The sequence below is a fragment of the Ciceribacter sp. T2.26MG-112.2 genome (assembly GCF_900492205.1).
GTDB lineage: Bacteria > Pseudomonadota > Alphaproteobacteria > Rhizobiales > Rhizobiaceae > Allorhizobium > Allorhizobium naphthalenivorans_A.
Genome location: NZ_UEYQ01000002.1, coordinates 237,589 through 262,573, shown reverse-complemented (window position 1 = coordinate 262,573; position 24,985 = coordinate 237,589). Strand labels below are relative to the sequence as shown.

Here is a 24,985-nt window from a genome sequence, read left to right as displayed (position 1 = left end):
AGTGGGAACCATGAAAAAGACCTTGAGACTCGCAACCGCAGCAGCAGCCCTGCTGGCGTCGTGCGCCTTCGCCCATGCCGAAGGCGAACTGAACATCTTCAACTGGGGCAATTACACCAATCCCGAACTGATCAAGAAGTTCGAGGAGACCTACAAGGTCAAGGTGACGCTCACCGACTATGATTCCAACGACACCGCGCTCGCCAAGATCCGCCAGGGCGGCCATGGCTTCGACATCGTCGTGCCGTCCGCCTCGGCCATGCCGGTCTTCATCGGCGAAGGCCTGCTCTTGGAATCGCGCCCGGACCAGATGGAAAACTTCAAGAACATGGACCCGAAATGGGTCGACGTGCCCTTCGATCCGGGCCGCAAATATTCCGTTCCGTGGCAGTGGGGCACGACAGGCGTCGCCGTCGACAAGTCGGTCTATTCCGGTGATCCGAACACCTCGGCGATCTTCCTCGACCCGCCGGCCGAACTGGTCGGCAAGGTCAATGTCGTGCCGGAAATGTCGGACGTCATGCACCTCGCGATCACCTATGCCGGCGGCGAACCCTGCACCGGCGATATGGAAGTGCTGAAGAAGGTCCGCGACCTGCTGGTGGCCGCCAAGCCGAAGTGGATCTCGATGGATTACGGCACGGTCGAGAAATACACCAAGGGCGACCTTGCCGCTTCCGTCGACTGGAACGGTGCAACCTTCCGCGGCCGCCTGGCCAACCCCAACATCGTCTACGGCTATCCGAAGGAAGGCTATCCGATCTGGATGGACAATGCTTCGATCCTGAAAGACGCCAAGAACGTCGATAACGCCAAGCTGTTCCTGAACTTCATCATGGCCCCGGAAAACGCCGCCCTGATCTCAGCCTTCGCCCGCTATGCCAACGGCATCAAGGGTTCGGAAGCCTTCATGCCGGAAGACATGAAGACCGCTCCGGAAGTGAACATACCGGAATCGGCCAAGGCCGCCGGCAAGTTCAACCTCGCCTGCAAGCCGGAAGTCCAGGAAATCTACACCAAGATCTGGACCGAGATTCAGAAATAACCGGCCAGATCCGAACCTGCATGACGACGGGGGAGCCCTGAGGGCTCTCCCGTTCCAAGGGAATATATCAATGACAACCGAATTCGAGACAGCCCACGGCTTCGCGCGCAGCGACGTGACGATCGCCAACTGGCGTACCGCCCCCTATAGCCGCTGGTCGTTCCAGAACCTGCGCGAAATGGTTCCGACAGCGGAAATCCGCGCCGGGGCCGAGGAGCCGGACGCGGCCCTTTCCTCCTCGCCGCTGCTCGACACTCCCCTCGAAACCGGGCTTGCCGGCACGACAAATGCCCGTGCCTTCCTCGACTATGCCCACACCGACGCCTTCGTCCTGATGAAGGGCGGCCGGATCGTCGCCGAACATTATGCGCCGCATGCCCATGTCAACGCGCGCCACATCGTCTTTTCCATCAGCAAATCGCTGACCGCGCTGGTATCCGCCGTCCTCGAAGGACAGGGCGTGATCGATCCGGATTGCCCGGTGGTCAGCCTGATCCCCGAGGCCGAAGGCTCGGCCTATGGCGACTGCAGCTATCGCGACGTGCTCGACATGCGCGTCAGCCTCGATTTCGACGAGGCCTATCTCGACAAGAACGGCGCCTTTGCCCGCTACCGCCGCTCGACGCTGTGGAACCCGTCGGAAGCCGGCGCCCCGGTCGAGACGCTCACCGAATTCCTGATGACCATCCAGAAGTCCGATCGCCCGCATGGCGGTCCATTTTTCTACGCCTCGCCCAATTCCGACCTGCTCGGCATCCTGATCGAGCGTGCCACCGGCCGCCGCTATGTCGACCTGTTTTCCGATCTCCTGTGGAAGCCGCTCGGCGCGAAGAACCACGCGCTCGTCAGCGTCGATGGTGCCGGCACGGCGCGTTCGGCCGGCGGCGTCTGCGTCACCGCCCGTGACCTTGCCCGCGTCGGCCAGATGCTGCTCGACGGCGGTAGCGCCAACGGTCGCCAGGTGGTGCCCACAGCCTGGGTCGAAGACATGAAGACCGCCGGCGACCCGGGCGCCTGGACCGCAAGCCAGCCGACCATGCTCCCGAACGGCCGCTATCGCAGCAAGTGGTATCAGACCGGCGAACCGGACGGGGCCTTCTGCGCCATCGGCATCCACGGCCAGTGGCTCTATGTCGACCCGTCGACCGAGACGGTGATCGTCAAGCTGTCGTCCCAGCCCAATCCGCTCGACGATGAGCTCAAGCAGGACAATTTCGCCTTTTTCCGCGCGCTGAGCCGCATCAGCGCCTGAATCGCCACTTCTCTATTTTTTCCGGGACCCACGACATGTCGCAGACCGCAGACCTCATCATCCGCAACGCCCGCGTGCTCACCATGGACGAGGCGGCGCCGAAAGCCGAAGCCGTCGCCATCGCCGGCAACCGCATCCTCGCGGTCGGGTCGAACGACGAGGTCATGGCGCTGGCCGGCACCTCGGCCCGCGTGATCGACGCGGATGGCGCAACCGTGATGCCGGGCTTCAACGAAGCCCACATGCACATCTTCATGGGCTCGCTGTCGCTCGTTCAGCTCAACCTGCACGCCGTGCACGGCTTCGAGGCGATGAAGAGCGCCATTCTCGACTATGCCGCGAAGAACCCCGACGAGCCGGTGCTGCTCGCCTATTCCGCCGACTATGGCATCCTCGGCGAACTTGGCCCGACAACGCGTCACCATCTCGACGCCATGCTGCCGGACCGCCCCTTCATGATGTATGCGCCGGACCACCACACGGCCTGGGCCAATACCGCGGCGCTCAAGCTCGCCGACCTGCTGAACGGCCGCGACGTCGGCATCGGCAATGAGGTGGTGATGGGCGAGGACGGGCTGGCGACCGGCGAACTGCGCGAGACCAATGCCATCACGCCGGTCGCGCGCCTCGCCTCGACCGGCGGCCGCGAAGGTCTCGGCATCGCCACCGGTGGCGACCCGGAAAACCTCACCCCCGAGCAGCGCGCCGTCGACCGCGCCATCCTAAAGCGCGGCCTCGAATACTGCGCCTCCGAAGGCCTCACCTCGCTGCAGAACTTCGACGGCAATCTCTACCAGCTGGAGTTGATGGCCGACCTGGAGGCCGCCGGCGAACTGCCGGTGCGCATTCGCATCCCCTTCCACATGAAGAACTTCATGGATCTTTCCATGCTCGACAAGGCGGCGCAGTGGAAAGAGCGCTTCGCCTCCGACATGGTGCGCGGCGATTTCGTCAAGGTTTTCATGGACGGCGTCATCGACAGCCAGACCGCCTACATGCTGGACGGCTATGGTGACCGTCCCGACTACGACTGCGAGCCGCTTTTCACCCGTGAAGCCTTCGACGCGGTGGCGACGAAGGCCGACAGCCTCGGGCTGCAGGTTGCCGTTCATGCGATCGGCAGCGCCGCCGTGCGCCAGACGCTCGACGGCTACGAGGCGGCGATCAAGGCCAACGGCAAACGCGACAGCCGCCACCGCATCGAGCACATCGAGATCATCCATCCCGACGACATCCCGCGCTTCAGGGAACTTGGCGTCGTCGCCTCCATGCAGCCGGTCCACGTTCCCGGCGGCTCCTGCTTCCCGCTGGAGCCGACCGTCACGCGGCTCGGCGAAGACCGCTGGAAATATGCCTATGCCTGGCGGACGCTGAAGGACGCAGGAGCCCGCATGGTGTTCGCCACCGACTGGCCGATCTCGCCGGTCTCGCCGTTTGAATGCATCCAGAACGCGCTGACCCGCAAGCCGTGGGGCGAAGGCGATCCGGACCAGCGCATGACGCTTCAGGAATCGCTTTATGCCTATACGGCCGAGGGCGCCTGGGTCGAGTTCATGGAAGACCGGAAAGGCAAGCTGAAGCCCGGCTTCCTCGCCGACATCGTTGTCTTGTCGCAAGACATCGAGGCGGCCGCACCCGACCGGGTCGCCGATGTCCGCCCGCGCATGACCATCTGCGACGGCCGTATAACCCACGAGACCGCCTGACCGCACCATGGACGAGCCACGCCGACCATCGAGCCTTCACGGCGCCCCCCATCCGGGCAAGACGCCCGGCGCCACCCGCAAGGGTTCCGAGACGCGGGCCCGCATCATCAAGGGTGCGTTGGAGGCTTTGGAAAACGGCGGCATGGAGGCGCTGACCACGCGCAAGATCGCCGCGAGCGCCGGCGTCAGGCTCGCCACGCTGCACTATTATTTCGACAGCAAGGAAAGCCTCCTGCTCGCCGTGCTGGAAGACCTGATCGCCGACATGGCGGAGGCCTATCAGGCGGACATCCCCGCCTCGCATGATCCGCAAGAGCGCATCGAGACCGTCATCCGCTCGATGTGGCGCTATGTCCAGCGCACCCGCAACAAACAGCTCGCCCAGACGGAACTGACGCTCTATGCGCTGAGAACCCAGGGCGCCGACTGGCTCGCCGCCCGGCAATACAACGCCTATATCGACTTCTACAGCAAGCTGATCTTCGACGGCATGGGCGAGATCAGCGAGGAGAAGAAACGGATCGGAACGGCGGTCGCCCGCTTCATGCTGATCGGCATCGACGGGCTGATCCTGCAGAATTTCGCCCTGCACAACGACGGCAACACCAATGACGGCGTGGAAACGCTGATCATCGCCACGCGTGACCTCGTGCGGCGATTGCAGGCCGAAGCCGGGATTGCCGCAGGCTGAACGCGCGTCCCGACCGCGGCCATGCTAGGATGACGTAAAAGTCCACAGCCAGCAGGGCGACGCCATGCCCCCAACCAGTCAAACCGACCGAACTGCTCAAATCGCCCATGCCGTTGAAGCCGGCCAACGCCCTCCCCGCCGCAACCGCGTGACGCCCTTCGGCCATCTGGAAGCCACGTCGGCCCGTGGAACGCTGATGGGCAATCGCGGCGATCTGCATGCCCCTGACGGCACGATCACCAGACACCACGCCGGCAAGGCCTGGATCTGCTGCACGCTTACTGAAAAAAACGGCCGCCGCGTCATCTTCGACACCAAGGGCCACTATACGCCGCTCTTCTTCCTCGACGAGGCGGTTGCCTTCGCCGCCGGCCACCGCCCCTGCGGCGAATGCCGCCGCACCGATTTCCTCCGCTTCAAACGACACTTCAATCGCGCGACGCACCGCCCGGACGACCAGTTCGTTCCCGCGCACGAGATCGATGCCCTTCTCCACCGGGAACGCCTCGACGGCAGGACCAAGCGGCTCCACCGGGCAACGCTCGCCCACCTGCCGGACGGCAGTTTCTTCACCACCGACCCCGCGCCGCAGACACCGCTCCTGCTCTGGCAGGGCAAGGCCTATCCGTGGAGCCATGCAGGCTATGGCACGCCGGTCACCTTGCCAGACCGGACCGAGGCAACCGTTCTGACGCCGCCCACGCTCGTTGCCGTCCTGCGCGCCGGCTATGCGGTAGCGCCGCAGCTCTGATCCCTCGGCGGCGGAACGCTAGGCCGGCCGAAAGTGATCTGCCCCCTTGTGGGGGAGGTTGGCTCAATACTGCCCCACACAACGAAAAGGCCGGGCGTCTCCGCCCGGCCTCTGTCATTCACACCTGCGTGCGACCTTACTTGATCATCGGCAGCAATTCACTCACCGACTTCTTCGCGTCGCCGTAGAACATCCGGGTGTTCTCCTTGTAGAACAGCGGGTTCTCGATGCCGGAATAACCGGTGCCCTGGCCGCGCTTGGAGACGAAGACCTGCTTGGCCTTCCACACCTCGAGAACCGGCATGCCGGCGATCGGCGAGTTCGGGTCTTCCTGCGCCGCCGGATTGACGATGTCGTTCGAGCCGATGACGATGGCCACGTCGGTCGAGGGGAAGTCCTCGTTGATCTCGTCCATTTCCAGAACGATGTCATAAGGAACCTTGGCCTCGGCCAAAAGCACGTTCATGTGGCCCGGAAGACGCCCGGCCACCGGATGGATGGCGAAGCGCACGCTCTTGCCGGACGCCCGCAGCTTGCGGGTGAGTTCCGAGACCGCCTGCTGGGCCTGCGCCACCGCCATGCCATAGCCCGGCACGATGATGACGCTGTCGGCTTCGTTGAGCGCCGCGGCCACGCTCTCGGCGTCGATCGCCACCTGCTCGCCCTCGATCTCCATCGCCGGACCCGTCGTGCCGCCGAAGCCGCCGAGGATGACCGAGATGAAGGAGCGGTTCATCGCCTTACACATGATGTAGGACAGGATCGCACCCGAGGAACCGACGAGAGCGCCGGTGACGATCAAGAGGTCGTTGCCGAGCGTGAAGCCGATCGCGGCTGCCGCCCAGCCGGAATAGCTGTTCAGCATCGACACCACCACCGGCATGTCGGCGCCGCCGATGCCCATGATCAGGTGATAGCCGATGAAGAAGGCGAGCAGCGTCATCAGGATCAGCGTCCAGATGCCGGCGCCGTTGAAATACATCACCAGCAGCAGCAGCGAGGCGATCGCCGCGCCGGCATTGAGCATGTGCCCGCCCGGCAGCTTCTTCGCCTTGCCGTCGACCTTGCCGGCCAGCTTGCCGAAGGCGACGACCGAGCCGGTAAACGTGACCGCGCCGATGAACACGCCGAGGAAGACCTCGACCTTGAGGATCGCCACCAGAGCCCCGGTGGGATCGGCGAGCTTGTGCGCTAGAACGGCGGCAAAGCCGGTCAGCGCATGGCGCGCCGCCTCGTCCATCCCGGCCACCCGACCGAGTTCGATTTCGGCATTATAACCGATGAACACGGCGGCCAGGCCGACGAAGGAGTGCAGGGCCGCGACAAGCTGCGGCATTTCCGTCATCTGCACGCGGGCAGCGACGTAATAGCCCATGACCGAGCCGCCGGCGATCATCACCAGGATGATGAACCAGTTGCCGACGCCCGGCCCGAAGACCGTGGCGGCAACGGCAAGCGCCATGCCGACTATGCCATACCAGACCGCGCGCTTGGCGCTTTCCTGGCCGGAAAGCCCGCCGAGCGAGAGGATGAAAAGAACAGCGGCTGCGATGTAGGCGGCCGAAACGATACCGATCGTCATGATTGATCCTCTCCCCTCAGGACTTCTGGAACATGGCGAGCATGCGCCGGGTGACGAGGAAGCCGCCGACGATGTTGATCGTGGCGATCAGCACCGAGAGCGAAGCGAGGATGACGACCAGCCAGTTGCCGGAACCGATCTGCAGCAATGCGCCAAGGATGACGATGCCGGAGATCGCGTTGGTCACCGCCATCAGCGGCGTGTGCAGCGAGTGGCTGACATTCCAGATCACCGAGAAGCCGATGAAGCAGGCAAGCACGAAAACGATGAAATGGCTCATGAACTCGGCCGGCGCATAGGCCCCGACCAAGGCCATCAGCAAGCCGCCGATCACCAGAAGGCCGACCTGGCTGCGGGTCTGCGCCTTGAAGGCCGCGACTTCCTTTGCCCGCTTCTCCTCCGGCGTCAGTTCCTTGACCTTTTCCTTCGGCTTGGCAGCCGCGATCGCCTGGATCTTCGGCGGCGGCGGCGGATAGGTGATCTCGCCGTCCTTGGTGACCGTCGCGCCGCGGATGACGTCGTCTTCCATGTTGTGGACGATTACGCCGTCCTTGGCCGGCGTCAGGTCCGTCATCATGTGGCGGATATTGGTCGAATAGAGCGTCGAGGCCTGGGCCGCCATGCGGCTCGGGAAATCGGTATAGCCGATGATGGTAACGCCGTTTTCCGAGACGATCTTCTGGTCGGGCACCGTCAGGTCGCAATTGCCGCCGCGTTCGGCGGCAAGGTCGACGACCACCGAGCCGGGCTTCATCGAAGCCACCATGTCGGCGAGCCACAGCTTCGGCGCGTCGCGGCCGGGGATCAGCGCCGTGGTGATGACGATGTCGATCTCGGGCGCCAGTTCGCGGAACTTGGCCAGTTGCTTCTCGCGGAATTCCGGCGAGGACGGTGCGGCATAGCCGCCGGTCGCGGCGCCATCCTGCGTCGCCTCGAATTCGAGATAGACGAACTGGGCGCCCATCGATTCGATCTGCTCGGCCACTTCCGGACGCACGTCGAAGGCATAGGTGATGGCGCCGAGCGAGGTCGCCGTGCCGATCGCGGCAAGACCGGCGACGCCGGCACCGATGACCAGCACCTTGGCCGGCGGAACCTTGCCGGCGGCCGTCACCTGGCCGGTGAAGAAGCGGCCGAAATTATTGCCGGCCTCGATCACTGCGCGATAGCCGGCGATATTGGCCATGGACGACAGCGCGTCCATCTTCTGGGCGCGGGAAATACGCGGCACCATGTCCATGGCGATGACATTGGCGCCCTTGTCCCTGGCGCGTTCCAGAAGTTCCTTGTTCTGGGCCGGGTAGAAGAAGGAAACCAGCGTCTTGCCGGACGACAGGCGTTCCACTTCCACCGTCTCCGGCGGACGCACCTTGGCGATCACGTCGGCGCCGGCATAGAGCGCTTCGGCGCCCTCGACAACCTCGACGCCGACGGCGCGATAGGCGTCGTCGGAAAAGCCGGCGGCCTTACCCGCCCCACTTTCGATCATGCAGTCATAGCCCAGCTTCTTCAGCTGGATTGCGCTGTCGGGGGTCATGGCAACGCGTGCCTCTCCCGCAAACAGCTCCCGTGGCGAACCGATCTTCAAACCCATCTCCCTCGCATCAGGCTAAAGTCGAACAATTTCGGCATGAAAACGAGCAGAATGCGACGTCGCTGTCCAGCCCAGTTTCCCCCTCATGTGAGGGTTTCGCGCGGATGATGCCGCTCCGTCAACGGATAATTCGCAAATGCCGGCCGGTGCGACAATCGCCGCACGCTCACTGCACCTCCCGCATGGAACAATATCGTCTCCGGCAGGTTTATCCGACGGTCAAAAAATGAACGGAGAGCATCATGCTGCAATGGATCCTGATCTTCCTGGCGATCGCCGCCGTCGCCAGCCTTCTCGGCTTTCGCGGTGTTGCCGGCGCTTCTGCGGGAATCGCCAAAATTCTCATTTTCGTCGTGTTGGTGATCTTCATCATCGCCCTGTTTGCCGGCATTATCGTCGTCGCATGATGTGAGCGAAGCTATTGAACGAAAAAACCGCCGGTCTCGCGACTGGCGGTTTTTTCGCATTCGGCACCGCACCTGGCTTGTGGCCGGGCATCGATCGTCAGATCAGCGGACGGACCTTCGGATCGCCGGGATTCCAGTTCGCCACGTTTTGCAGGCCTTCCGGATCGAGCACCTCGCAGCCGCGGTCGAGCCACTGGATGAGACCGCGCTCGCTCAGCTTTCGCAACGTCTTGTTGGTGTGGACGATCGACAGGCCGAGCGTATCGGCGACGTGCATCTGTGTCACCGGCACATGGCGACGCTCCTCGTCGAGCAGGCCGGCATTGCGACCTCGCTCGAACAGGAAAGCCAGCAGATAGGCGGCCCGCTCTGTCGCCGTGCGCCGACCGACACTGAGCAGGTGCTCGTCGAGAATGCTCTCCTCGCGCGCTGCCAGCCAAGTCAGGTCGAAGGCGAGGCCGGAATGCTTCTCGAACAATTGGAACAAGCGTTTGCGCTCGAAGACGCACAGGGTCACCGGCGTCAGGGCCTCGACGGAATGCTGCATCTCGGCCATGACCGCTCCCTGCAACCCGACCATGTCGCCCGGAACGACGTAGTTGAGGATCTGGCGCCGTCCGTCCTCGAGGATCTTGTAGCGAAATGCCCAACCTTCCAGTAGTGTGTAAAGATGGGCGCTGTGAGAGCCTTCGACGATCACGGTCGACCCGGCATCGGCGTTCAGTTCACCGCGCTTGAAATGCGACACGAAGTTAAGCTCGTCTGCACTGAACGGGCGAAAGTGCTTCTTCTGGCGCAAGGGACATTCGAAACAGCTGACACGCACCGGGTTCTTGCGAAAGTCGCTTGCCATGCACTGTCCTCTTGTCTCGACGCCGTCACGATGGCGTTGCCGCCACTATGCCACATGTCTTATTTAAATGACGTCCTGCGCTTGAATGCCGATAAGGCACTTTGGCAAAAAAGGAACCGCCATGTCCAACCCATCGCTGCGTGTTCTCATCGCGGAGAACCAATACCTGATCGCGATGGAAGTCGAGCAGATCCTTGTCGACGCCCTGGACTGTACCGTTGCGATCGTTCCGCTGGTCCGTCTGAAAGATCAGCTCCGCGAAGGCAAGTTCGACCTCGTCCTTTTGGACAAGGCCCCGACAGAGGCCCTTAATCGCGACCGTGCCCGTCAGGTGACCCAGTCCGGGGCCGCGCTGATCTTCCTGTCGTCCTATGACGATGCCTTGGTGGAGGCGCCCGGCAGTGAGGCTTTTCCGTCGGTTACAAAGCCGATCCAGGCCGAGGAACTGATGCGCGCAGTGCTTGCGGCGACGGCGCGCATGTCCACCTGAGCGTCAGACGGCAAAGGCCCGCTTGGTCACCGCCGAACTGTGGGCATCGGGCCCGTAATCGCCTTCGCCGCTCACGCCGAGGATTTCCTGCAGCTTGTTGCGTGCCCGGTTGATGCGGCTCTTGATCGTGCCCACGGCGCAGCCGCAGATCTCGGCCGCCTCTTCATAGGCGAAACCCGAGGCGCCGACCAGGATGATGGCTTCGCGCTGATCGTTCGGCAACTGGTCCAGGGCGCGCTTGAAATCCTGGAGGTCGAGGGAGCCATACTGCTGCGGATGGGTCGAAAGCTGCGAGGTGAAGATGCCGTCGGTATCGGAAACCTCACGACCCCGCTTGCGCATCTGCGAGTAGAACTCATTGCGCAGAATGGTGAACAGCCAGGCCTTCATGTTGGTGCCGGGTTCGAAATGATCCTGCTTGGCCCACGCCTTCATGATGGTGTCCTGCACCAGATCGTCGGCGGCGTGGTGGCGCCCGGTCAACGAAACGGCAAAGGCTCGCAGGTTCGGCAGGGCTGCCAGCAGATCTCGCTTGAACGAGCGATCGACGGAGTTGGCATCAACGGTCATTAGGCGGAATCCTTGACGCGGGTGGTCTGATCGGCGTTCTTCTCCGCCTGATCGAGCTTTTCCAGCAGGCTGAGAAAGCGGTCGGGAATCGCTTCGTCCTGCACGGCGCGGTAGAACTGGCGCAATTGCTCGGCGATGCCGGGGGTCACGCCAGCCATTTCCTGTCTTTCTTCGGCTGGTCTGTCATTTTGGGAATTGGTCATGCTTATCCAACGGGGGTTATGACTATCGTGGCGACAAAACGATTGGAAAGCCAGAAGGTTCCGTGATGTTTACCGCAATTTGACGAGCCCCTTTTTCCCGGCGGACCTGCTTCTGAATACCGGCCGAAACAAGACGATCTATCGTCGGGGAACAATTTAAGCGCTGCGCCGTTCTTCTGCCATCGAAAAAGGAGAATCGCCATGCTTTACTATGCTCTCGTCTTCCTCGTCGTCGCGCTCATCGCCGGTGTCCTCGGCTTCGGCGGCATTGCCGGCGCATCTGCCGGTATCGCCAAGATCCTCTTCCTCGTCTTCATCGTCCTGTTCCTGATCTCGCTCGTCTCGCAGCTCTTCCGCCGTCGCGCCTGAGCAGGCGTGACGAACACCCCCTCCACGCATGGAAAGAGCCGGCACGCCCGGCTCTTTCCATTTGTCCATTCCCTTGCCACCCCAAGCTCGTGACCTGCCACGCATACAAAAAATCCGCCGGGGCGGCGGAGATCATTTTCAATGGTTTCGGAGGGCGGGGAGCAGTTGTCAGAAGAAGATCGACACAAGCATAGCGACCAGAGTCGCAACGATCAACAGAACCACAATGACCGTCGAGGCGCGCCAGCGCGGCGGAACCATGCTTTCCAGATCGCTGTCGAGTTTGGCTTGCTGGGCCATATCCCGCGTCTGGCGGTCGATCCGCCGATCCCTGTCGCTCAGGCTCTCCGGCATTTACTTGTTCCCTTCATACAGATCGAACGCCGTCCGGCCCGGGCGCGCCGCATTGGCGGAAAACGCCTTGACCTGCACGGTTTCGCTCGCTTGATCGTCAAGTGCAGACAGCTTGACCGGATCGATCGTCTGACGGATCTGCCGGCCCGCCAGCAGTTCGGCGTTGACCGGAACGCAATCGCCGTAGATCAGGCCGGCCAATTGGCGCGCCTTGTCCATTTCGCGCGGAAGTGCCGCGCGACAATCGGCGCTCGTGTCATAGGAAATGACTGCGACCGGCTCTTCGAGGCAGGTTGTCTGCTCGGGATGGCACGCCACCAGGACCATGAGGGCAGCAAGCGTATTCATCGACGTTCTCCTTGGTTGAAAGGTTAACGTCGGCAGGGGTTAATGGTTCCGCCGGCAGCCCTGCGCCCGGCTCCGGCCGTCAGGCCGCGGGTGCGGCGTGGATCAGTTCGTGGATGTATTGCAGCTTGCCCATCACCGGCGCGGACAGGACGAACGGGTAAAGGTCGCGCTGGCCCATGCTGCGGTTGATGCTGTTGATGGCGATGGTGAGCGGGACCCAGGCATCGACCAGGACGCGGGCATCGACGGCCCGATAGCTGTCGAACGTCGTCGTCAGCGCCAGCTCCGGCGCATCGGTCTCCGGACGGGTCCGCAGGCCGAAGGCATCCGCCGTATCCAGCGCATCGACGATGTGGAAGTAATGCGCCCAGGTTTCGGCAAAGTCCTCCCAGGGGTGGCTCGCCGCATAGGCGCTGACAAAGGACTGTTCCCAGCCCGGTGCCGGTCCCTCGGCATAATGATGCTGGAGGGCCACGCCATAGTCCTGGCTTTCGTCGCCGAACACGGCGCGGAACGTCTCCTGGTTGCCCCGGTCGCGCACCAGCCGGTCCCAGTAGTAGTGGCCGACCTCGTGCCGGAAGTGGCCCACCAGCGTGCGGAACGATTCTCCAAGCGAAACGCGGCGCGCCTCGCGCTCCGCATCGGAGGCTTCGGCGACGTTGAGGGTGATAAGGCCATTGGCGTGACCGGTCATGACCGTCGAGCCGGCGCTGCTGTCGTCGGCGAGAAACTCGAAGCCCAGGCCGTTTTCCGGATCTTCGATGCGGGTGACCAGCGGCAGTCCGAAGCGCATCAGCGAATAGAACAGATGGCGCTTTGCCAGTTCGATCCTCTGCCAGTTCTCGCTGTTCTCCGGGGTCGACAGATCGGGGATAGTCAGATTGTGCCGGCAGGCCATACAGAAGCCCGATGGATGCTCGTCCTCCACCAGCCAGTTGCAGGCGCCGATACCGGTATTGGCGCAGGGCTTGAGCGGGGTCTGGCGATCGGACGGCTCGAAGAAGGCATCGCCATCCTGTTGAAGGGCGATCATGTCGAACCGGCCGGGACGATATCCGAGCCGCAGGCCGCAGCTGACGCACCCGTCATTGTCAAAGTGGACGACATTGGCACAGTTGGAGCAGTGGAACAGACGCATGCGAGTTCCCCGTGACGGTGAGACGAAGGGTCCGGATTTTGGGCGGCTCGCACAAAACGAAGCGTGGGATCACCCGGCGGGCTTACAATCACTCGCATCGAAAATCGTTCCGACGCCGGGTCGCCTATTCGTAGGTTTCCTGCGGGAAAGTGAGTTCGTAACGGACCTGGTCCTTTTCCAGACTGTGCCTGGCCTGCCCGTTGACCGAGGATGGAACGACCCTTTCCAGGACGGTGCTGCCGAATCGGGCCGTCCTTGCCGCCTTCAGCGCCTCGCTGTCGAGGCTGCCCACGGGTTCGACCCACAAAACGCGGATCTGCGGCCCTGCATCGGTCTCGATCCGCTCGCAACTGACCTCGATCCGTCGGCGGCGCGACAGGAAATCGCCATGGCTGACCGCGTTGACCACCAGTTCATGCAGTGCCAGCCCGATATGCAGCGAGGCGTTCGGGGTCAAGAGAACGTCCTCTCCCGAAACCTTCACCAGGTCGGCGTTCTCCTGGACGTAGCGATCGACCTGCTGCTTGAGCAGGTCGCGGAAATAGGCCCCGCGCCAGCTCGAATCGGTGATCAGGTCCTGGGATTGCGACAAGGCATGCAGCCGGCCGCGGAACTTCGTGAGGAAGGTCTCGAGCGTCCCGGAATAGCGCGCCGTCTGCGATGCGATGCTCTGGATGATCGCAAGCAGGTTCTTCGAGCGATGGCTGACCTCGCGCAGCAGGGCCCTCAGCAACCGCTCCCGCCGCCGGTCCTCGGTGCGGTCGATGACAATGGTCATCAGGCTGACCTCCTGATCGGCCATCGCAATCATGCGACAACGGAATTCGAAGAAGGTGTCGTCCCCTGCCTCGATCTCGAGTTCGGCGTGATCGCCGGGCTTTGCCAGCCCGGCTTTCATTTCCTTCAGGCGGGCGCCGATATCCGCGCCGAAGATCGCCTCGTCGCTGGGCGTTACCCCCGACTTCAGCGACCAACGCGCAGGCAGCGTAGTGATGCAGATGTACCGGCCCTCGCTGTCCTGAAGGCACAGGCTGGCACTCATGTCGATCAGCGCGGTGATTAGGAACTCGCGCAACTTGTCGTCGCCGCGCTCAGGTTCGAACCATGTCAATCGATGTACCAATTTTTCACTCCGCCGCTGTTCGGCAAACTGCTGTGAGCCTCACCGGGGCTCTGGTGCCCCGTCCGCGTGGAGCATCCGCAGGCCTCCTTGAGCCCAGTCAGGCGCTTTCGGCGACCCGCTCGTTGAAGAACAGCGCCTGGCTGATCAGGGCCTTCACCATATCTGGGTTGAAGGGCTTGGTGACGAGGAAGGCGGGCTCCGGTCGTTCACCGGTCAGCAGTCGCTCGGGGAAGGCCGTAATGAAGATCACCGGCACGGTATCGACCTTGAGGATGTCGTTCACCGCATCGATACCCGAGCTGCCGTCAGCGAGCTGGATGTCGGCGAGCACCATCTTGGGGTTCGTGCGCTTGTAGAGATCGATCGCTTCCGCATGAGTGCGGGCGATGCCGGTGACACGATGGCCGAGATCCTCGACCATCTGCTCGATGTCGAGCGCGATCAGCGGCTCGTCCTCGATGATCATGATATCGGTCGCCACCTGGCGCGAAATCTCGGCGGATGCTTCGTTGAACAGGGCATTGAACTCGGCTTCCGACACGCCGAGAACCTCGGCTGCCTCGCTCGGCGAGAACCCTTCCACCGTGATCAGCAGGAACGCATGGCGCGCCCGCGTCGGCACGTTGGCGAGATTGGCGGCGGCGCGCTTTTCCCAGGCGAACGGAGTGGAAATTTCCGGGATTTCCACATGCGTGGAATCAAACAGCGTGACGAACAGCTTGTAGAGAGAAACGCGATCATTGGCGCCCTTCGGGAAGATCGAGAGGTCGGCGATCAGCGCCTCGAGCGTCGCCGCGACGTAGGCGTCTCCGGAAGTCTGGGAGCCCGTGACGGCTCGAGCGTATCGCCGGAGGTAGGGCAGATGGGCGGCAACGCGGGCAGTAAGAGACATGCGGTTTCTCCAATTGGATATAAAATATGGGTGCGGACTGGGCTCAAAACGCGCAATCCGAAAAAAAGTTCCGCCGGTAAGGAACTTTTTTTCCGTTGCCCCACTTAATAGATTAATTTCATGCGCGCCTAGGGGTCAAAGGGGATTGATGAAAATGCCGGACAAGCAAGCCGATCAGGGCAAGGGGCCTGCGCCCGCCGCGTCGAACAAGAAGGACGCCAACGCCATGATCGCCGGAAAGCTGCGCGGCTATTACGACAGTATCGTCGAAGAGGGCACGCCTCCCGCATTCCTCGATCTTCTCGAGCGCCTCGACAAAGCGGAGCGCGGCGAAAAGGATTGAACCCGGTCCGCACCATGGTTCCGTCCTTCCGCCAGCGCCCCGGCCCGCTGCCGATCTGAGGGGAAACCAGGTCTCCCCAAAGCGATAGGTTCGGCGCTAAGAGCGCGGCCCTCGTCCAAATCCCCGGCTACGCGCCAGCACATAGACCAGACTGCCGACCATGATCGTCGTGACGATCGGGCTGTCCCGCATCATGACGGGCAGTTCGGCGATCAACCGGCCCGTCACCGGATCCGGACCGCGCGCGGCCAGCGCCGCCTGCCGTTCCAGCATGCGGCGTTCCATCTGCCGGTTGAGCACGGCGACCACCGCGAGAACCACGAGCGCCGCAGCCATGGCCGCACCCGCGACCACCAGGCTTGCCGCGACCGGCCCCGCCTCTGAGGCGACAAAGAAGGCCAGCGCCATCACCAGGGCCACATAGGCGGTCAGGAAGAAGACGCTGGCAATTACCCCGCCGATCGCCCTGCGCTTGACCTCGACCACGGTCGTCGAGACATTGCCCAATGCCAGGACGACAATCTGCTGGAGCAATCCCCGCATGGATCAGCGCCGGCTCAGGAGAGCGGCGAGAAAGCCGACGCCGGCCGCAATGGCGACCGCCTGCAGCGGCTTGGCGCGGATCTGCGCTTGGAGATCCTGTTCGGCCGACCGAAGACTGTCGCGGGCGCTCTCGACATACTGGGCGGAGACGTCGGCGGCTTCGGAACCGAGCTGGCTGGCCCGGATGCTGGCTTCCTTGAGCTTGCCTGTGCCGAAGGAGGCGACCGTCTGGGTCAGCGCGGCAATGTCGCGACGCAGGTTTTCCAGTTCCGCCTGGACGTCGCCGGCGCTTGCGCTGGTGGCGACCTCCGCCTCGTCGATCAGGTTGTCCGCCTTGGCCTTCGCCTTGTCCGCCATGGATACAGTCGCCATCAGAAATCTCCTTGTGAACTTTTTGGGACGCGTCATCGGCTTGGTGCTGATGAGTATGCGTGATCTGCTTCGTGCTGAAAACGTCTCAACCGTCGATCGGTTCCTCATTTTTCTAGGCCTTCCCCCGATAGCACGCAAGCTTCCTCGACACTGAGACAGTCCATCGCTCCACGCCCGCCTACGCACTCTCATATGTGCCTATGCGCTCTCACGTGTGAAGTTTCCACGGAATGGAATCGCGCGCGGAGGCAGAAAATCTTTCGGCCCGAGCGCCGGAACCTAACCCCGCCGGTCGCGTTGTTGAGCCGAGGACAACGACCTCTACCGTAACCAACCGAGAAGGAGATCGACATGAATTGGAACCAGATCGAAGGCAATTGGGAGCAGTTCAAGGGCAAGGCCCAGGAACAGTGGGGCAAGATCACCGGCGACGACATGGACGTGATCGCCGGCAACCGCAAGCAGCTGTCGGGCAAGATCCAGGAAGCCTACGGCAAGTCCGAGGAAGAAGCCGAACGCGAGATCGACACCTGGCTCGGTCGCCACTAACACGGATCAATGAGCCCGGGACCACCGTCCCGGGCTTTTTCGCGTCCGCTTTTTCCCCACCGCGTCTTCTCAACGCGAGCGCGTCGGACCGTACTCTTCGCCGCCGAACCGTCCTTGCCATGGCAATGAACCCTCTTTCTAATGCGCGTGCCTGAGCAAGGAGTGCCGACTGCCATGTTGACGATCGTCTTTCTCGACCGCGATACACTTTCCCCCGAAACCATTCTGCGGCCACCCGGATTTCCCCATGAACTGGTGGTTCATGATCGAACCACCGCCGAGCAGGTCCGCGAACGGATCGCCAAGGCCGACATCGTCGTCTCCAACAAGGTGCCGCTGCGGCGTGAAAGCCTGATCCATGCCCCGCGCCTGAAGATGATCGCGGTCGCCGCCACCGGCACCGACATCGTCGACCTCGCCGCCGCCAAAGAGCGCGGCATCACCGTCTCCAACATCCGCAACTATGCGAAGCATACCGTGCCGGAACACACCTTCGCCCTGATGCTGGCGCTGCGCCGCTCGATCATTCCCTATCGCCAATCGGTGCTCGACGGGCGCTGGCAGGAGGCGGCGCAATTCTGCTTCTTCGACCACCCGATCGCCGACCTCGGCGGCTCCACGCTCGGCATTATCGGCCACGGCACGCTCGGAAAGGCCGTCGGCCGCATCGCCGAGGCTTTTGGCATGAAGGTGCTGATCGCCGGCCGCAAGGGAACGGACCAGGTCAAACCCGGCCAGACGCCGTTCGACGAGGTGATGCGCCGAGCCGATGTCCTCACCCTCCACTGCCCGCTCAATGCCGAAACCCGCGGCATCATAAGCACGCGAGAATTCGCCCTGATGGAGAAGACGCCGATCATCATCAACACCGGCCGCGGCGGACTGGTCGACGAGCTGGCATTGGAGCAGGCGCTGGAAAAGGGCGAAATCGCCGCTGCCGGCTTCGACGTCACCGACGGCGAACCGCCGGCCGCCGACAGCCCGATGATGCGCATCGCCGCCCGCCTCAACGTCATCCTCACCCCGCATGTCGCCTGGGCCAGCCGCGAAGCCATCCAGTCGCTGGCCGACCAGCTGATCGAAAACATCGAACTCTTCGTCGCCGGCACGCCAAGGAATGTGGTGGGCTGACGGCCGGGCGGTCGCTCCGGACCTGGAGTCGTGCGTGAAGTGATCTCCAAGTGTCCGCCCCGCATCATCACCTGACGTTTGCCCCTCATCCGCCTGCCGGCACCTTCTCCCCGCAGGCGGGGAGAAGGACCATGCGGCACCGCCTTGGCCGTCCACTCTCCCCGTTTACGGGGAGAGGGTCAGGGTGAGGGGCAATCAACGAATGTAATGGGTGAGGAATAAACGCCGGAAGCAAGCCCATCGCCGGCTTTCCGCTCCGGACATTCTCGTCATGCGGCGCTGCGCCACCTTCTCCCGGCCGGAAGCCAGGAGCGGCTGCCCGAAAGATAGCACACTCCCTTTTCGCAACCCCGACTTTCGACAGGGGTGATCGCGGGGGCGAACCTGTGTTAAGCCCGGCGGCAACAAAGGGCGCGCCGACGCAAGGCGGTGCCCATCTCTTGGAGGAGAGCCATGGATTTCACCCTCAGCGACCAGCAGCAGGCCTTTGTCGACATGGCGACCGATTTCGCCGCCGAGGAACTTGCCCCCTTTGCGCTTGAATGGGACCAGAGCAAGCATTTTCCCATCGACACGCTGAAGAAGGCAGGCAGCCTCGGCCTCGGCGCCATCTGCGTCGCCGACGACGCCGGCGGCTCCGGGCTCGGCCGGCTCGACACGGCGCTGATCATCGAGGCACTCGCCACCGGTTGCCCGACGGTTGCCGCCTATATCTCGATCCACAACATGTGCGCGACGATGATCGACCGCTACGGCACGCCCGAGCAGCGCGAGACCCACCTGCCGGCGCTCGCCACCATGGATGCGCTCGCCAGCTATTGCCTGACCGAACCCGGCTGCGGCTCTGATGCGGCCGCCTTGAAGACCCGCGCCGTGCGCGACGGCGACGATTATGTGCTGACCGGCCAGAAGCAGTTCATCTCCGGCGCGGGCGCCAGCGCCCTCTATCTCGTCATGGCCCGCACCGGCGAAGACGGCCCGAAGGGCATTTCCGCCTTTCTCGTTCCCGGAGACGCCAAGGGCCTGACCTTCGGCGCCAACGAAAAGAAGATGGGCTGGAACGCCCAGCCGACCCGCGCCGTGATGATGGACGGCGTGCGCGTTGCCGCCGAAAACCGGCTCGGTGCCGAGGGCGACGGCTTCAGGATCGCCATGTCCGGGCTCGACGGCGGACGCCTCAACATTGCAGCCGCCTCGCTCGGCGGCGCGCAATTCGCCTTCGACAAGGCGGTCGCCTACATGAAGGACCGCAAGGCCTTCGGCCGCCCGATCGCCGAATTCCAGGCGCTGCAGTTCGAACTTGCCGACATGGCGACCGACCTGGAATCGGCCCGCACCTTCCTTTGGCGCGCCGCAAGCGCGCTGGACGACAAGGCGCCCAACGCCACGACGCTCTGCGCCATGGCCAAGCGTCTGGTCACCGATCGCTGCTTCGATGTCGCCAACCGCGCCTTGCAGTTGCATGGCGGCTATGGCTATCTCGCCGAATACGGCATCGAGAAGATCGTCCGCGACCTGCGCGTCCACCAGATCCTCGAAGGTACCAACGAGATCATGCGGGTGATCGTCGCCCGCTCGGTGATCGGCGCTTAAGGAGAGAACCATGAGATACCTGACGACGGACCTCACCGGCGAGGAGGTGCTGACCGGCCGAACCGGCGCGCTCGGCCTGATCGCGCTGAACCGCCCCCGTGTCATCAACAGCCTGTCGCGCGAGATGATCCGCCAGATCGAGACGGCGCTCGACACCTTCGAGACCGATGCGTCGATCGCCGCGGTCCTCGTCACCGGCGAAGGCGAGCGCGGCTTCTGCGCCGGCGGCGACATCCGAATGCTCTACGAGAGCGGCCGCGCCGGCAGTCGGGACGCGCAAGAATTCCTGCGGGAGGAATACCGGCTCAACGGCCGCATCGGCCGCTATCCGAAACCTTACGTCGTCATCATGGACGGCATCACCATGGGCGGCGGCGTGGGCTTGTCCGGCCATGCCAGCCACCGCATCGCCACAGATACGACGAAGCTCGCCATGCCGGAAACCGGCATCGGCTTCTTCCCCGATGTCGGCGCAACCTGGCTTCTGTCCCACGCCCCGGGCGAACTCGGCACCTATATGGGCCTGACCGGCGAGCCGATCGGTCCGGCCGACGCCATCGCCGCCGGCTTTGCCGACGTTTTCATTCCTGCCACGGACCTGACGAACCTTGCGGAACGCCTCTCCGCCCTGCCCGCTGGCGTGGACGCCCAAGCCGTGACCGACTTGATCGCGAACTTCGCAGCGGAGGCGCCGGAGGGACAGTTTGCCGCGAACCGCGCCCTGATCGACCGCTGCTTCGCCTTCGACAGCGTCGAGCAGATTCTTGCCGCACTCGACGCCGAGGAAAGCGACTTCGCGGCGAAGGCCAAGGCGACCATGCTGACCAAGTCCCCGACCAGCCTCAAGGTGACGCTGGCGCTGCTGCGCGCCGGCCGGGCCTCACCGGATCTCGAAACCTGCCTCGCCCGCGAATTTTCCGCGACCGCGCAAACGTTGAAGACTCCGGATTTCTACGAGGGCATCCGCGCCGCCATCATCGACAAGGACCGCAACCCGCAATGGTCCCCGGCCACGCTCGATGCGGTCGGCCCGGACATCGTCGAAGCGTTTTTCGCGCCCCATCCGCAGCCGCTGTTCGGGTAAAAAGGGTATTCCCCCTCACTCGATCTCGTAAGGCGTCGCGTTCCGCACGCTGTGGTCCACCACGAGCTTGCGCTTCAGCGGCGGGACTGCGCGGCTCGTGCATTTGACCCTTTCGCAGATCCGGCAGGAGATGCCGATCGGGTCGAAGGCGGCGCGGTTGGAGAGGTCGAGATCGTCAGCATAGACGAACTGATCGGCATAGGAGATCTCGCAGCCGAGCGCCAAGGCATAGCGCGGCTGGGCGGCGCGAAAGCCGAGCGTGCCCTTGTTGACCTGCATGGCGAGACAGAGATAGCGCACCCCGTCCGGCGTCTCGGCCAGCTGGCGGATGATCCGCCCCGGCGCCTCGAAGGCCTGGTGCGCGTTCCACAAGGGACAGGCCGCGCCGAAACGGGCGAACTGCAGCCGCGCCGCACTGTGCCGCTTGGTGATGTTGCCGGCGCGGTCGATGCGGGCAAAGAAGATCGGTACGCCCTTCAGCCCCGGCCGCTGCAGCGTCGACAGCCGGTGACAGACCTGTTCCAGCGAGGCACCGAAGCGGGCGGCGAGAAGCTCGATGTCGTGGCGCAGCTCGCGCGCCGCCTGGTGGAAGCTGCGATAGGGCAGGATCAGCGCGCCGGCGAAATAGTTGTGCAAGCCGATGCGACAGACCTCGACGGCCTCCTCGGTGCGGAAGCCCGCCTGCTTGAGCACCTGCTCGATCGTGTCGCGGGCATGGAGCTGGGCCACCTGGATGGCGATCTGGAAATCGCGCGTCGGCGCCGAAGCGTAACGCGAGAGCGTCAGGATGCGGCTTGCCGGGTCGAAGCGGCGGATCGCCTCCTCTCCCGCATCGCCGCGCACCACGCGCACCCCGTGGCGGTTCTCGAGGAAGCCGGCAAGCGCCGCATAGTTCTCCCCCTCCCCGAGCTTCAGCTGGCCGGCGAGGCTTTCCGCCAGGATGTCGATGTCGTGGATATAATTGTCGACGAAGTGGAAGAAGTCGCGCACCTCGTCATAGGAGGTGGTCTCGTTCGAAGGGGCGGCCCCGAACCGGTCGTCATAGCTCACCAGCTGCTCGCTGTTGCGGCGATAGGCCTGGTGGCAGGTGATCAGCGCATGCGCCAGCCCCGGCGCGTTCTGGGTGACGAGCTTCAGTTCCTGCAGGCTCGGCGAATAGGTCTCGAACAAGGGGTCACTCAGCGCCTCCGACAGCGCCGACAAAAGCCGATCGTTCTGACCCGACGAAAGTTCAGTAATGTCGATGCCGAACTTTTCCGCCAGCGCCAGCAGCACCGAGGCCGAGACCGGCCGCTGGTTGTTCTCGATCTGGTTGAGATAGCTGGTGGAAATGCCGATCTTGTCGGCAAACTGGGCCTGCGTGGCATGGCCCGCCTGGCGGATTTCGCGCACCTTGCGCCCGATGAAAAGCTTGCCGATCGCCATTTGCAATTTCGCATTTCGCTGTTTGCAAATTCATAAATCCACAATTGCACCTGTTCAATCATTTTCTTTGCAAGCCCTCACGTTTAAGGGCACAAATCACAGAGGCGCCTTGCATTTTGTCGGGAGGAAGCATGCTACAGATTCTGGACCAGCTTGAGGCGCGCCGCGCCGAGGCCCATCTCGGCGGAGGCCAGCGCCGCATCGACGCCCAGCATGCCAAGGGCAAGCTGACGGCGCGCGAGCGCATTGAAGTCCTGCTCGACGAGGGCTCGTTCGAAGAATACGACATGTACGTGACGCATCGCTGCACCGACTTCGGCATGGCCGAGCAGAAGGTCGCCGGCGACGGTGTCGTCACCGGCTGGGGTACGATCAACGGCCGCCAGGTCTATGTCTTCTCCCAGGACTTCACCGTGCTCGGCGGCTCGCTGTCCGAGACCCATGCGCAGAAGATCTGCAAGATCATGGACATGGCGCTGAAGAACGGCGCTCCGGTGATCGGCCTCAACGATTCCGGCGGCGCCCGCATTCAGGAAGGTGTCGCCTCGCTCGCCGGCTATGCCGACGTTTTCAAGCGCAATGTCGATGCCTCGGGCGTCGTGCCGCAGATCTCCGTCATCATGGGCCCCTGTGCCGGTGGTGCTGTCTATTCACCCGCCATGACCGACTTCATCTTCATGGTGCGCGATTCATCCTACATGTTCGTCACCGGCCCCGACGTGGTGAAGACCGTTACCAACGAGATCGTCACGGCCGAGGAACTCGGCGGCGCCTCGACCCACACGAAGAAATCCTCCGTCGCCGACGGCGCCTATGAGAACGATATCGAGGCGCTGGAGCAGGTCCGCCTGCTGTTCGACTTCCTGCCGCTCAACAACCGCGAAAAGCCGCCCGTCCGCCCCTTCCACGACGACCCGGCCCGCATCGAGAACCGCCTCGACACGCTGATCCCGGACAGCTCCAACAAGCCCTACGACATGAAGGAGCTGATCTACGCGCTGGCCGACGAGGGCGATTTCTTCGAGATCCAGGAGGCCTTTGCCCGCAACATCATCACCGGCTTCATCCGCATGGAAGGCCAGACGGTCGGCGTCGTCGCCAACCAGCCGATGGTGCTGGCCGGCTGCCTCGATATCGACAGTTCGCGCAAGGCCGCCCGTTTCGTCCGCTTCTGCGACGCCTTCAACATCCCGATCCTGACGCTGGTCGACGTCCCTGGCTTCCTGCCCGGCACGGCGCAGGAATATGGCGGCGTCATCAAGCACGGCGCCAAGCTGCTGTTCGCCTATTCGCAGGCGACCGTGCCGATGGTCACGCTCATCACCCGCAAGGCCTATGGCGGCGCCTATGACGTCATGGCCTCCAAGCATATCGGCGCCGACATCAACTATGCCTGGCCGACCGCCGAGATCGCCGTCATGGGCGCCAAGGGCGCGACCGAGATCCTCTACCGTTCCGAACTCGGCGACGCGGAAAAGATCGCCGAGCGCACGAGGGAATACGAAGTCAACTTCGCCAACCCGTTCAAGGCCGCCGAGCGCGGCTTCGTCGACGAGGTGATCATGCCGCATTCCTCGCGCCGCCGCATCGCCCGCGCTTTTGCCTCGCTCAGGAACAAGCAGGTCGGCACGCACTGGAAGAAGCACGACACGATCCCGTTGTAAGGGGAACTGGGATCACCACGAGTTGCCATTCGATGTAGGAGACCGATCAAGTGCGCCATCGAATTCCGGAGTTCATTCCTGCCGACAAGGGCTTAGGATCCAGAACAAAGCTGACGACTCGAACAAGGTCGACAACTCCAGTTCCGCCGAGAAATGGCAAGCAATATGCAAAGAACCCGATCAACGACAACGACACCGATGAACGTCGTCGCGACGTATATTTTCTCCGGCAACTGATTTCACTGTATCCGGGGACTGTATTTCGCAGATGGAATTTGGATGCGGGAGGTCTGAACCGTCTCTGGTGTGACGACATCTTGATAGTATGCGGCACCCACACGGATACCGATGCAAGTGCCGAGTTCAGAATTGACATGAGTCGTGCGGAGGCACTCATGCTGCGAATAGACGAGAACGGCTGAATGAGTTCAAGAATCGCAAATCCAACCTCGACCAGATTGTCTGGAGGGCCATCGTTATGACAGCCGTGCCTTTCGATGCCGAACCGGGCCTAAAGGGTACCTAATGGCCAAGCCCCCCGAAATGACCAAGCATCGCGGCTTTCCGTCGGGCCTGCCCGGCCATGGTCATCATTTCACCATCCGGCGCGTCAATGAGAAGGGCGCGACGCCGCTCAAGCCCCTGCAGCGGCTCGCCCGCCCCAACACGATCGAGCAGAAGGTCGACGCCGCCTTCCTGCATGCGCTCTGGCATCACTTCGGCAACGAACCCTTCGAGCGCGGCAATCTCGACGCCGGGCGGCTCAACCTCCTGTTCGGCCGCGAGGTCGTGCCGGCGGAAAGTCCGTTCGACCCGACCTCCTATCAGGCCCTGCTGCGCATCGACGAACGGGTGGCCCGCAAGAGCTTCCCCGAATCCTTCGAAGACGTGTTCGAGGTCTGATGCCATGGCC

The 24,985-nt window shown here is 63.2% G+C and carries 29 protein-coding genes; 16 read left to right on the top strand and 13 right to left on the bottom strand.

The window, feature by feature from the left end:
* Positions 1-10: 10 nt before the first annotated feature.
* The 5 genes from DYZ14_RS04795 (at position 11) to DYZ14_RS04775 (ending at position 5,445) form a co-directional block, all read left to right on the top strand.
* Positions 11-1,045 carry an ABC transporter substrate-binding protein gene (locus DYZ14_RS04795; RefSeq protein WP_154719633.1) on the top strand — a complete coding sequence of 345 codons (1,035 nt, stop codon included), beginning with the start codon at positions 11-13 and terminating at the stop codon, positions 1,043-1,045.
* 70 nt (positions 1,046-1,115) lie between these two features.
* On the top strand, positions 1,116-2,297 hold the full coding sequence (locus DYZ14_RS04790; protein WP_154719632.1) for a serine hydrolase domain-containing protein: 1,182 nt from the start codon (positions 1,116-1,118) through the stop codon (positions 2,295-2,297).
* Between the two features lie 35 nt (positions 2,298-2,332).
* Complete coding sequence (locus DYZ14_RS04785) at positions 2,333-4,003, top strand: amidohydrolase (RefSeq protein WP_154719631.1); 1,671 nt, start codon at positions 2,333-2,335, stop codon at positions 4,001-4,003.
* Positions 4,004-4,010: 7 nt separating this feature from the next.
* A complete protein-coding gene (locus DYZ14_RS04780) occupies positions 4,011-4,694 on the top strand; it encodes a TetR/AcrR family transcriptional regulator (RefSeq protein WP_154719630.1) in 684 nt (227 codons plus the stop codon).
* Positions 4,695-4,758: 64 nt separating this feature from the next.
* Complete coding sequence (locus DYZ14_RS04775; protein WP_154719629.1) at positions 4,759-5,445, top strand: hypothetical protein; 687 nt, start codon at positions 4,759-4,761, stop codon at positions 5,443-5,445.
* 136 nt (positions 5,446-5,581) lie between these two features.
* On the opposite strand, the gene DYZ14_RS04770 is transcribed toward DYZ14_RS04775, so the two are convergent.
* Together DYZ14_RS04770 and DYZ14_RS04765 are read right to left on the bottom strand one after the other, a co-directional pair.
* Positions 5,582-7,027 (bottom strand): NAD(P)(+) transhydrogenase (Re/Si-specific) subunit beta, encoded by a 1,446-nt coding sequence (locus DYZ14_RS04770; RefSeq protein WP_154719628.1) that lies wholly within the window; start codon positions 7,025-7,027, stop codon positions 5,582-5,584.
* Positions 7,028-7,043: 16 nt separating this feature from the next.
* Positions 7,044-8,615, bottom strand: a complete 1,572-nt coding sequence (locus tag DYZ14_RS04765; protein ID WP_154719627.1) for a Re/Si-specific NAD(P)(+) transhydrogenase subunit alpha — start codon at positions 8,613-8,615, stop codon at positions 7,044-7,046.
* Between the two features lie 248 nt (positions 8,616-8,863).
* On the opposite strand from DYZ14_RS04765, the gene DYZ14_RS04760 reads away from it, so the two are divergent.
* Complete coding sequence (locus tag DYZ14_RS04760) at positions 8,864-9,028, top strand: DUF1328 domain-containing protein (RefSeq protein WP_115669981.1); 165 nt, start codon at positions 8,864-8,866, stop codon at positions 9,026-9,028.
* 97 nt (positions 9,029-9,125) lie between these two features.
* Here the strand turns inward: DYZ14_RS04760 and DYZ14_RS04755 are convergent, their stop codons facing one another.
* The gene (locus tag DYZ14_RS04755; RefSeq protein WP_154719626.1) at positions 9,126-9,881 is read right to left on the bottom strand and encodes a Crp/Fnr family transcriptional regulator; all 756 of its coding nucleotides are present in this window, start codon (positions 9,879-9,881) and stop codon (positions 9,126-9,128) included.
* A gap of 121 nt (positions 9,882-10,002) precedes the next feature.
* Between DYZ14_RS04755 and DYZ14_RS04750 the strand changes: the two genes are divergently transcribed.
* On the top strand, positions 10,003-10,371 hold the full coding sequence (locus DYZ14_RS04750) for a hypothetical protein (RefSeq protein ID WP_154719625.1): 369 nt from the start codon (positions 10,003-10,005) through the stop codon (positions 10,369-10,371).
* Between the two features lie 3 nt (positions 10,372-10,374).
* Here DYZ14_RS04750 and DYZ14_RS04745 read toward each other — a convergent pair whose 3' ends face one another.
* Positions 10,375-10,941 carry an RNA polymerase sigma factor gene (locus DYZ14_RS04745; RefSeq protein WP_154719624.1) on the bottom strand — a complete coding sequence of 189 codons (567 nt, stop codon included), beginning with the start codon at positions 10,939-10,941 and terminating at the stop codon, positions 10,375-10,377.
* Positions 10,941-11,099 carry a NepR family anti-sigma factor gene (locus DYZ14_RS04740; protein WP_232365433.1) on the bottom strand — a complete coding sequence of 53 codons (159 nt, stop codon included), beginning with the start codon at positions 11,097-11,099 and terminating at the stop codon, positions 10,941-10,943. Before DYZ14_RS04740 ends, DYZ14_RS04745 begins: the two co-directional genes overlap by 1 nt.
* 246 nt (positions 11,100-11,345) lie before the next feature.
* On the opposite strand from DYZ14_RS04740, the gene DYZ14_RS04735 reads away from it, so the two are divergent.
* A complete protein-coding gene (locus tag DYZ14_RS04735) occupies positions 11,346-11,513 on the top strand; it encodes a DUF1328 domain-containing protein (RefSeq protein ID WP_028738513.1) in 168 nt (55 codons plus the stop codon).
* Positions 11,514-11,681: 168 nt separating this feature from the next.
* On the opposite strand, the gene DYZ14_RS04730 is transcribed toward DYZ14_RS04735, so the two are convergent.
* The 5 genes from DYZ14_RS04730 to DYZ14_RS04710 form a co-directional block, all read right to left on the bottom strand.
* Positions 11,682-11,867, bottom strand: coding sequence for a hypothetical protein (locus tag DYZ14_RS04730; RefSeq protein ID WP_154719622.1), 186 nt, complete (start codon positions 11,865-11,867; stop codon positions 11,682-11,684).
* Entirely contained in the window at positions 11,868-12,215 is a 348-nt protein-coding gene (locus tag DYZ14_RS04725) for a hypothetical protein (protein ID WP_195949825.1), read from the bottom strand.
* 79 nt (positions 12,216-12,294) lie between these two features.
* The gene (locus DYZ14_RS04720; RefSeq protein ID WP_154719621.1) at positions 12,295-13,353 is read right to left on the bottom strand and encodes a zinc-binding metallopeptidase family protein; all 1,059 of its coding nucleotides are present in this window, start codon (positions 13,351-13,353) and stop codon (positions 12,295-12,297) included.
* Between the two features lie 124 nt (positions 13,354-13,477).
* Entirely contained in the window at positions 13,478-14,476 is a 999-nt protein-coding gene (locus DYZ14_RS04715) for a sensor histidine kinase (protein ID WP_154719620.1), read from the bottom strand.
* Between the two features lie 97 nt (positions 14,477-14,573).
* Complete coding sequence (locus tag DYZ14_RS04710; RefSeq protein WP_154719619.1) at positions 14,574-15,368, bottom strand: response regulator; 795 nt, start codon at positions 15,366-15,368, stop codon at positions 14,574-14,576.
* A gap of 154 nt (positions 15,369-15,522) precedes the next feature.
* Here DYZ14_RS04710 and DYZ14_RS24310 point away from each other — a divergent pair, with 154 nt between their 5' ends.
* Positions 15,523-15,711, top strand: coding sequence for a NepR family anti-sigma factor (locus DYZ14_RS24310; protein WP_154719618.1), 189 nt, complete (start codon positions 15,523-15,525; stop codon positions 15,709-15,711).
* 96 nt (positions 15,712-15,807) lie between these two features.
* Here the strand turns inward: DYZ14_RS24310 and DYZ14_RS04700 are convergent, their stop codons facing one another.
* Together DYZ14_RS04700 and DYZ14_RS04695 are read right to left on the bottom strand one after the other, a co-directional pair.
* Positions 15,808-16,254, bottom strand: a complete 447-nt coding sequence (locus DYZ14_RS04700; RefSeq protein WP_154719617.1) for a hypothetical protein — start codon at positions 16,252-16,254, stop codon at positions 15,808-15,810.
* 3 nt (positions 16,255-16,257) lie between these two features.
* Complete coding sequence (locus DYZ14_RS04695; protein ID WP_154719616.1) at positions 16,258-16,626, bottom strand: DUF883 family protein; 369 nt, start codon at positions 16,624-16,626, stop codon at positions 16,258-16,260.
* A 351-nt stretch (positions 16,627-16,977) separates the two neighbouring features.
* Between DYZ14_RS04695 and DYZ14_RS04690 the strand changes: the two genes are divergently transcribed.
* From DYZ14_RS04690 to DYZ14_RS04675, 4 genes are all read left to right on the top strand, one after another.
* Positions 16,978-17,175: a CsbD family protein gene (locus tag DYZ14_RS04690; RefSeq protein WP_115669864.1), complete on the top strand. Its 198-nt coding sequence runs from the start codon at positions 16,978-16,980 to the stop codon at positions 17,173-17,175.
* 174 nt (positions 17,176-17,349) lie between these two features.
* Positions 17,350-18,306: a D-2-hydroxyacid dehydrogenase gene (locus tag DYZ14_RS04685; RefSeq protein WP_154719615.1), complete on the top strand. Its 957-nt coding sequence runs from the start codon at positions 17,350-17,352 to the stop codon at positions 18,304-18,306.
* Positions 18,307-18,759: 453 nt separating this feature from the next.
* Positions 18,760-19,899: an acyl-CoA dehydrogenase family protein gene (locus DYZ14_RS04680; RefSeq protein WP_154719614.1), complete on the top strand. Its 1,140-nt coding sequence runs from the start codon at positions 18,760-18,762 to the stop codon at positions 19,897-19,899.
* Between the two features lie 10 nt (positions 19,900-19,909).
* On the top strand, positions 19,910-20,983 hold the full coding sequence (locus DYZ14_RS04675) for an enoyl-CoA hydratase/isomerase family protein (protein ID WP_154719613.1): 1,074 nt from the start codon (positions 19,910-19,912) through the stop codon (positions 20,981-20,983).
* A gap of 15 nt (positions 20,984-20,998) precedes the next feature.
* Here the strand turns inward: DYZ14_RS04675 and DYZ14_RS04670 are convergent, their stop codons facing one another.
* Complete coding sequence (locus DYZ14_RS04670; protein WP_154719612.1) at positions 20,999-22,408, bottom strand: helix-turn-helix domain-containing protein; 1,410 nt, start codon at positions 22,406-22,408, stop codon at positions 20,999-21,001.
* 131 nt (positions 22,409-22,539) lie between these two features.
* On the opposite strand from DYZ14_RS04670, the gene DYZ14_RS04665 reads away from it, so the two are divergent.
* The 3 genes from DYZ14_RS04665 to DYZ14_RS04655 all read left to right on the top strand — a co-directional run bounded on the left by DYZ14_RS04665 (position 22,540) and on the right by DYZ14_RS04655 (position 24,975).
* Positions 22,540-24,072, top strand: coding sequence for an acyl-CoA carboxylase subunit beta (locus tag DYZ14_RS04665; protein WP_154719611.1), 1,533 nt, complete (start codon positions 22,540-22,542; stop codon positions 24,070-24,072).
* Positions 24,073-24,122: 50 nt separating this feature from the next.
* Complete coding sequence (locus tag DYZ14_RS04660; protein WP_154719610.1) at positions 24,123-24,494, top strand: hypothetical protein; 372 nt, start codon at positions 24,123-24,125, stop codon at positions 24,492-24,494.
* Between the two features lie 103 nt (positions 24,495-24,597).
* Positions 24,598-24,975 carry a hypothetical protein gene (locus DYZ14_RS04655; protein WP_154719609.1) on the top strand — a complete coding sequence of 126 codons (378 nt, stop codon included), beginning with the start codon at positions 24,598-24,600 and terminating at the stop codon, positions 24,973-24,975.
* Positions 24,976-24,985 lie beyond the last annotated feature (10 nt).

Bases quoted from the DNA above. Each gene is read 5' to 3' on its own strand.
- DYZ14_RS24310 (WP_154719618.1), top strand. From the start codon at position 15,523: ATGCCGGACAAGCAAGCCGATCAGGGCAAGGGGCCTGCGCCCGCCGCG.
- DYZ14_RS04735 (WP_028738513.1), top strand. From the start codon at position 11,346: ATGCTTTACTATGCTCTCGTCTTCCTCGTCGTCGCGCTCATCGCCGGT.
- DYZ14_RS04750 (WP_154719625.1), top strand. From the start codon at position 10,003: ATGTCCAACCCATCGCTGCGTGTTCTCATCGCGGAGAACCAATACCTG.
- DYZ14_RS04655 (WP_154719609.1), top strand. From the start codon at position 24,598: ATGGCCAAGCCCCCCGAAATGACCAAGCATCGCGGCTTTCCGTCGGGC.
- DYZ14_RS04720 (WP_154719621.1), bottom strand. From the start codon at position 13,353: ATGCGTCTGTTCCACTGCTCCAACTGTGCCAATGTCGTCCACTTTGAC.
- DYZ14_RS04680 (WP_154719614.1), top strand. From the start codon at position 18,760: ATGGATTTCACCCTCAGCGACCAGCAGCAGGCCTTTGTCGACATGGCG.
- DYZ14_RS04690 (WP_115669864.1), top strand. From the start codon at position 16,978: ATGAATTGGAACCAGATCGAAGGCAATTGGGAGCAGTTCAAGGGCAAG.
- DYZ14_RS04665 (WP_154719611.1), top strand. From the start codon at position 22,540: ATGCTACAGATTCTGGACCAGCTTGAGGCGCGCCGCGCCGAGGCCCAT.
- DYZ14_RS04755 (WP_154719626.1), bottom strand. From the start codon at position 9,881: ATGGCAAGCGACTTTCGCAAGAACCCGGTGCGTGTCAGCTGTTTCGAA.
- DYZ14_RS04740 (WP_232365433.1), bottom strand. From the start codon at position 11,099: ATGGCTGGCGTGACCCCCGGCATCGCCGAGCAATTGCGCCAGTTCTAC.
- DYZ14_RS04700 (WP_154719617.1), bottom strand. From the start codon at position 16,254: ATGCGGGGATTGCTCCAGCAGATTGTCGTCCTGGCATTGGGCAATGTC.
- DYZ14_RS04725 (WP_195949825.1), bottom strand. From the start codon at position 12,215: ATGAATACGCTTGCTGCCCTCATGGTCCTGGTGGCGTGCCATCCCGAG.
- DYZ14_RS04780 (WP_154719630.1), top strand. From the start codon at position 4,011: ATGGACGAGCCACGCCGACCATCGAGCCTTCACGGCGCCCCCCATCCG.
- DYZ14_RS04710 (WP_154719619.1), bottom strand. From the start codon at position 15,368: ATGTCTCTTACTGCCCGCGTTGCCGCCCATCTGCCCTACCTCCGGCGA.
- DYZ14_RS04675 (WP_154719613.1), top strand. From the start codon at position 19,910: ATGAGATACCTGACGACGGACCTCACCGGCGAGGAGGTGCTGACCGGC.
- DYZ14_RS04770 (WP_154719628.1), bottom strand. From the start codon at position 7,027: ATGACGATCGGTATCGTTTCGGCCGCCTACATCGCAGCCGCTGTTCTT.
- DYZ14_RS04785 (WP_154719631.1), top strand. From the start codon at position 2,333: ATGTCGCAGACCGCAGACCTCATCATCCGCAACGCCCGCGTGCTCACC.
- DYZ14_RS04745 (WP_154719624.1), bottom strand. From the start codon at position 10,941: ATGACCGTTGATGCCAACTCCGTCGATCGCTCGTTCAAGCGAGATCTG.
- DYZ14_RS04685 (WP_154719615.1), top strand. From the start codon at position 17,350: ATGTTGACGATCGTCTTTCTCGACCGCGATACACTTTCCCCCGAAACC.
- DYZ14_RS04670 (WP_154719612.1), bottom strand. From the start codon at position 22,408: ATGGCGATCGGCAAGCTTTTCATCGGGCGCAAGGTGCGCGAAATCCGC.
- DYZ14_RS04695 (WP_154719616.1), bottom strand. From the start codon at position 16,626: ATGGCGACTGTATCCATGGCGGACAAGGCGAAGGCCAAGGCGGACAAC.
- DYZ14_RS04795 (WP_154719633.1), top strand. From the start codon at position 11: ATGAAAAAGACCTTGAGACTCGCAACCGCAGCAGCAGCCCTGCTGGCG.
- DYZ14_RS04790 (WP_154719632.1), top strand. From the start codon at position 1,116: ATGACAACCGAATTCGAGACAGCCCACGGCTTCGCGCGCAGCGACGTG.
- DYZ14_RS04730 (WP_154719622.1), bottom strand. From the start codon at position 11,867: ATGCCGGAGAGCCTGAGCGACAGGGATCGGCGGATCGACCGCCAGACG.
- DYZ14_RS04775 (WP_154719629.1), top strand. From the start codon at position 4,759: ATGCCCCCAACCAGTCAAACCGACCGAACTGCTCAAATCGCCCATGCC.
- DYZ14_RS04760 (WP_115669981.1), top strand. From the start codon at position 8,864: ATGCTGCAATGGATCCTGATCTTCCTGGCGATCGCCGCCGTCGCCAGC.